Consider the following 5,715-nt stretch of genomic DNA (forward strand, 5'->3'; position numbering starts at 1 on the left):
TTAATACTAACAATATTCAAATTGCCGAAGGCGACCTAACTACAGGAGATATTAATCAAACTGCGGGAAATAATACTAACAATATTCAAATTGCACAAGGCAACCTGACCACAGGAGATATTAATCAAACAGCGGGAAATAATACTAACAATATTCAAATTGCAGAAGGCAATCAAAATATCGGTAACGTTACTCAAAATGCTGCTAATAATACCATCAATATTCAAATTGCAGAAGGCAATCAAAATATCGGCAACATTACTCAAAATACGGGTAATAATTCCATTAATATTCAAACGGCAGGTAGTCAGCAAAACCTAGGACAAATAAATCAAATTTTTGGCAATGAATCTATTAACATTCAACTTCCAGGAATTAATCAAAATCCAGATAATACCTCAGTAATTTTTAATAACAATACACCCATAATTAACCAGATACTTAATCAAGAAAATCCTGGGAATAATAATATCAATATCCCAAGTAATTTAACTAATAATACCAATCCCATCAATCAGACTGCCAACAATAATAATCTCATTATAAACCCTTCAGTTACAAACAATTTATCAAATTCTATCACCTCCAATTTAATTTCCACCATCACCCCTAGTAACAACAACCAAACAACAAATACACCTATTGCTCAACACCAAAAAAAAGAATCTATCAACCATACTACCCATACCGATAAAATCTTCAAAAAAATTGATTCTGTTCATACTAATCCTCTTACAGTAGCCACCGGTTCAAACCAAGTAATAACCATGTTAGAACAAAATCGTACCAACGAATATTCTAATTACTTGGGAACAGATTTAAACGAACAATCTCTCAGCACAAAAAACGTCCGAGATATCTTAACCGACATGGCTAAACAAACCGGAAAAGAATCAGCAGTTGTTTATATTAATGCTTATCCAGAGCAATTACAACTAATCTTATATACCAAAGATGGTCAGCCAATTATTAAAACTATTCCCGAAGCCAAACGGAAAAAACTTATGAAAACTGCTCTCAAATTACGGGCACATATTACAAATCCTTCCCGTCGTTTTACTGATAGTTATCTGCCAGTGGCACAACAATTATATGATTGGTTCATCGCACCTATAGCACCAGAATTAGCAGCAGCAAATATCGACACTTTACTGTTTAGTATGGATGAAGGTTTACGAACTTTACCTGTAGCAGTCTTACATGATGGAGAACAATTTTTAATTGAAAAATATAGCCTCAGTTTAATTCCCAGTGTTAGTTTAATGAATACTAACTATCGCCCACTTCAAGATACTCAAGTATTAGCGATGGGAGCAAGTAAATTTCTGGAACAACAGTCATTACCAGCAGTACCTGTAGAGATACAAACTATCTCCGAAAAGTTATGGCAAGGTAATATGTTCCTCAATGAAAACTTCACTCGCAATAACCTACTAACTCAACGACAAAATTATCCTTATCCAATTATTCATTTAGCTACTCATGCTGATTTTCTACCGGGAAAAGCTAGCAACTCTTATATTCAGTTGTGGGGAACTGAACAAATCAAGTTAGACCAAGTACGGGAATTAGGTTGGAATAAACCTGCGGTAGAGTTGTTAGTATTGTCAGCTTGTCGCACTGCTATAGGAGACAGAAATGCGGAATTAGGGTTTGGGGGATTAGCAGTAGCAGCAGGTGTGAAGTCAGCATTAGCAAGTGTGTGGTATGTGAGTGATGAAGGTACATTGGGGTTAATGACCGAGTTTTATACTCATTTGAATAATGTCAAGATTAAAGCAGAGGCGCTAAGACAAGCACAGTTAGCAATGTTGCGAGGGGAAGTGGTGATTGCAGATGGGGAGTTAAGGGGAAGTGGAGCACGTGGTCCGGTGGTGTTACCATCGGCGTTACGAAAATTTGGTACTCAAGATTTTTCTCATCCGTATTATTGGGCAGGTTTTACTATGGTTGGTAGTCCTTGGTGAAGGAAGAAGGTAGAAGGTAGAAGGTAGAAGGTAGAAGGTAGAAGGTAGAAGGCTTAAAAGCTGGAAAAAACTTAAACTTCCTGTAGATATTCACCCTAACTTTTACACAAACGATACCAGCGGTTATAATTAAAGCTAGTAGTATTGCTCTAGCCCTATCTATAACTTGGGGCTAGAGCAATGCTACAAACAAAAACTTTTTTATCACTAGACCTCTCCAGAAAATAAACTTGCTCTTTATTTAAAACAAGCTAGAGTTGTAAAATTAACTATCCGAAATCATTTTTCGTATCTTTTTCGTGAAAATATATATCATGTTCCCTGTTCCCTGTTCCATCTTCCCTATTCCCTATTCCCTCTTTTGACTTTATTTGTCATATGAATAGATCAAAATAGACATCTCCAAAAATAAAAAATTAAATCAATTCAAGATATGAAATCAACAATTTCATTCCCTATTCCCTATTCCCTATTCCCTATTCCCTGACTTCTTCAAGAAGTCTAATAGGGACGTTCTATGGAACGTCCCTAAAAGGGTTGTGGTTTTGATTGTGTAATTCACCCATCTCAAAAGCGCTATAACAGCCTAAAAACAAAGAAAATTCTACTTACAAACAAGCTAATTTTAGCCCTGCATACTGACGTTGCAGGCAACATTTGACTACAATAGCTTTTGGACTTGTCTCAATGTCGTCAACTATTTGCGTATTGCTATAAATAATTTGGTAATGGCGCTTCAATATCTAGCGCACCCTAGTCGATAGTAGCGACTGTGATGCCAATTCAAGTTTTGCTTGCTACTTTCTTGAGTTTCGGAAGATGCTTTTTTGGTTTCCTCTCTAAATAGAGGAGTTGATTTTTTCAGTAGGTCTCTCTGTACTGCAATAAAAGCACGATTTACTACCAGAGCAATCTTTTGTTGATAATCTTTTTCGGCTTTTTTTGTTTGAAATTGCCAACCTTCCTGACTACAAGCATATAATGCTGGGAGACGATTCAGAGCATAAGTTTCTACATCAGCTCGCTTAATATATTTTGCCAACTTTTGAGGCAGTAATTTCATTTTGCGATTGACTTCCTTTGCAACCATCTCTTCCATAATATTGATATATTTCTTTTGAGAGTTAGTCTGAATCATTGGAGATATCCTTATTTCTGTTCAAAATATTTCTTGAACCTACATATCAACAACTAGGTGTTAATATTGGTTTGTTGAGTCTTTTTTGTTGTATGCTCAACATATTCTTATTATCAGTGTAATTTTGGATGAATAGCGAGAATGTGCATGAGTAGTCACAAAAAATCATGCTGTTGTTTTGAACTTGCAAAAAAATACACAATAACTGGTCAGGAATTACATTTAGTGTTTTTTTGAGATTAAACTTGCAAGTAAACGCCTTTTTCACCACTTCACAACTGAGTTGGTTAGGATATATGTAATGAAACAAGAACATCAGACAAATTACTCTAATTAACTTGTTTGCTGGAAACAGCTAATAACAGACCATCAGGTTGCTTTGAACACTCACTCATAATTCGCAGGGGGATAATTATGGTTATTTCTAAAAAAACAGAACCTCACAATGCACTCAAAACATTATTAGCTGTCCAGGAACTTAGACAAAAAGAACATTTTTTGGGACTTATTTTAGACCAAATTCATCAATCTTTAAATTTGGATGAAATATTAGAGACTACAGTAGAGTCGGTACGGCTTTTTTTGGAGTGCGACCGTGTGGTGATTTATCGTTTTTTGGAAGATGGAAGAGGTATCATAGAAAAAGAATCTGTTGCAGCAGGTTGTAGTCCAATGTTAGGTAAAATTATTGATGACCCATGTTTTCTAAATACAAATATTATAGAACCCTACAAACAAGATTTTATTAATCTAATAGATGATGTTGAAACTCCTGATCTCAACAAATGCAATACCGAGCTACTCAGAAAGTTTCAAGTAAAAGCAAGTATGGTCTTGCCAATCTTAATTAATCAAAAAGAGGAAAAACAAAGTACAGACAAGACTACATGGGGGTTAATCATAGCTCATCAATGTACTCACAACCGACAGTGGCCAATATTAGATACTGATTTATTAAAGCGTTTGGCAACTCAGACAGCGATCGCTATTCAAAAAGCTGAACTTTTTCATAGTTTAGAACAAAGAAATCAAAAATTAGAGAAAATAGCTTATATTGATATTTTGACAGGAGTTTCCAACCGTCGCTACTTTCAAGAAAAACTAGACCAAGAATGGAAAAGATTAAAACGCGATGATGGTTCTATGTCAGTAATTATGGTAGATGTAGATTATTTTAAGCACTACAATGATACTTACGGTCATCAAGAGGGAGACAAATGTTTGCAACAGGTAGCTCAAGCTATTAGTGTAGCAGTCAAACGACCAGGAGATTTTGTAGCTCGATATGGTGGAGAAGAGTTTGTGGTTGTTTTGCCAAATACTCCCATAGAAGGAGCATTGAAGGTTGCAGAAAATATCACAAGAGAAATCGAAGCTTTAGAAATTCCTCATACAACTTCGGCAGTCAGTAATTGGGTGACAAGTAGTTTAGGAGTGGCAAGTAGTAACTGCTCTGCTGAATCTAATCCTGAGATGTTGCTACAAGCAGCAGACATGGCTCTTTACAATGCTAAAAAAGCTGGTAGAAATCAGGTTCAAACATCTAAATCAGCAGATGTTGTGGGAGTTAACTTAAAAGTAAAATCTACGGCTACCTTATCAACAGCTCAAGTATTTGAATGGGCAAAATCTTCTCGAAAGAGAGTTGCTAAACTATCTTGTTCACAATGGTTAAATCCAGATAAATTCCTTGGTTATACTAACTGGAAAAGAGCTTCTATGAATATAGGACGGTTGCAGAGAAAAATAGTCAATCTTAATCAAGATACATTGCATAATTTGATTAACTATTTAGCCAATAAATACGGCAAATTTGTCATTGACAATTTAAACGTTAGTGGAATGTTTCGCTGCACGACATGAAAAGAGAATCATAATTTAGTTAAATATTTACCAGACAAAGGCTTTTATTAGTTAAAAAAAATTATAATATAAATTTTAATGGTACAAATATATGGTTATTATTGTTGATATTTTTTATCCATCATCAAAGACAAAAAAAACTTTTAGTCAATCCTATTTTTTGCCATAATATCTAATTGTTAATTATTTGTTTTTGAATGTTTTTATTCCTTATTCCTGATTTATTAGTCACAGTATTTATAAATTTTTTTTCAAAATGGTATGATTTAGTGTTTGAAAACGCCGTAATATTATTATATATATTGATTGACAAATTAATATTAATTATGATATAAACTCTACTTAGTAAAATTTGAGATTATCTAGCAATGACATCCCTAACTCCAGAGCAATATAAACAGAAAATGCAGCGCCGTAAACAAGTACAAGAACAACGAGTATCTCAAGCTGCTCAGGAAAAAGGCTTAATTATTGTGAATACTGGCAACGGTAAGGGAAAAACTACGGCAGCTCTGGGTATGGTAATGCGTTGTTTGGGCCATGGCTACCGAGTGGCAATTATCCAATTTATTAAAGGTGCTTGGGAACCCGCAGAAAAAGCAATTTTTAGCAAGTGGGGCGAACAAATACGTTTTCATGCTTTAGGAGAAGGGTTTACTTGGGAAACTCAAGACCGCGATCGCGACATTCAGAAAGTTTATGAAGCGTGGAACTTGGCTTTAACTTTTATCCGCAACCCAGATTTTA

Annotated in this window: 4 protein-coding genes; 3 read left to right on the forward strand and 1 reads right to left on the reverse strand. The window is 35.0% G+C overall.

The window, feature by feature from the left end:
* Positions 1-1,967: CHAT domain-containing protein (locus tag F6K22_RS29485; RefSeq protein ID WP_293106318.1), on the forward strand; the 1,967-nt coding region annotated here is incomplete at its 5' end.
* Between the two features lie 736 nt (positions 1,968-2,703).
* Here the strand turns inward: F6K22_RS29485 and F6K22_RS29490 are convergent.
* Entirely contained in the window at positions 2,704-3,105 is a 402-nt protein-coding gene (locus tag F6K22_RS29490) for a late competence development ComFB family protein (RefSeq protein WP_293106321.1), read from the reverse strand.
* A gap of 414 nt (positions 3,106-3,519) precedes the next feature.
* On the opposite strand from F6K22_RS29490, the gene F6K22_RS29495 reads away from it, so the two are divergent.
* Together F6K22_RS29495 and F6K22_RS29500 are read left to right on the forward strand one after the other, a co-directional pair.
* Entirely contained in the window at positions 3,520-4,968 is a 1,449-nt protein-coding gene (locus F6K22_RS29495) for a diguanylate cyclase (protein ID WP_293106324.1), read from the forward strand.
* A 368-nt stretch (positions 4,969-5,336) separates the two neighbouring features.
* The coding region (locus F6K22_RS29500; protein WP_293106327.1) for a cob(I)yrinic acid a,c-diamide adenosyltransferase at positions 5,337-5,715 on the forward strand (379 nt) is incomplete at its 3' end.

Source organism: Okeania sp. SIO2F4, from assembly GCF_010672385.1.
Taxonomy (GTDB): Bacteria; Cyanobacteriota; Cyanobacteriia; order Cyanobacteriales; family Microcoleaceae; genus Trichodesmium.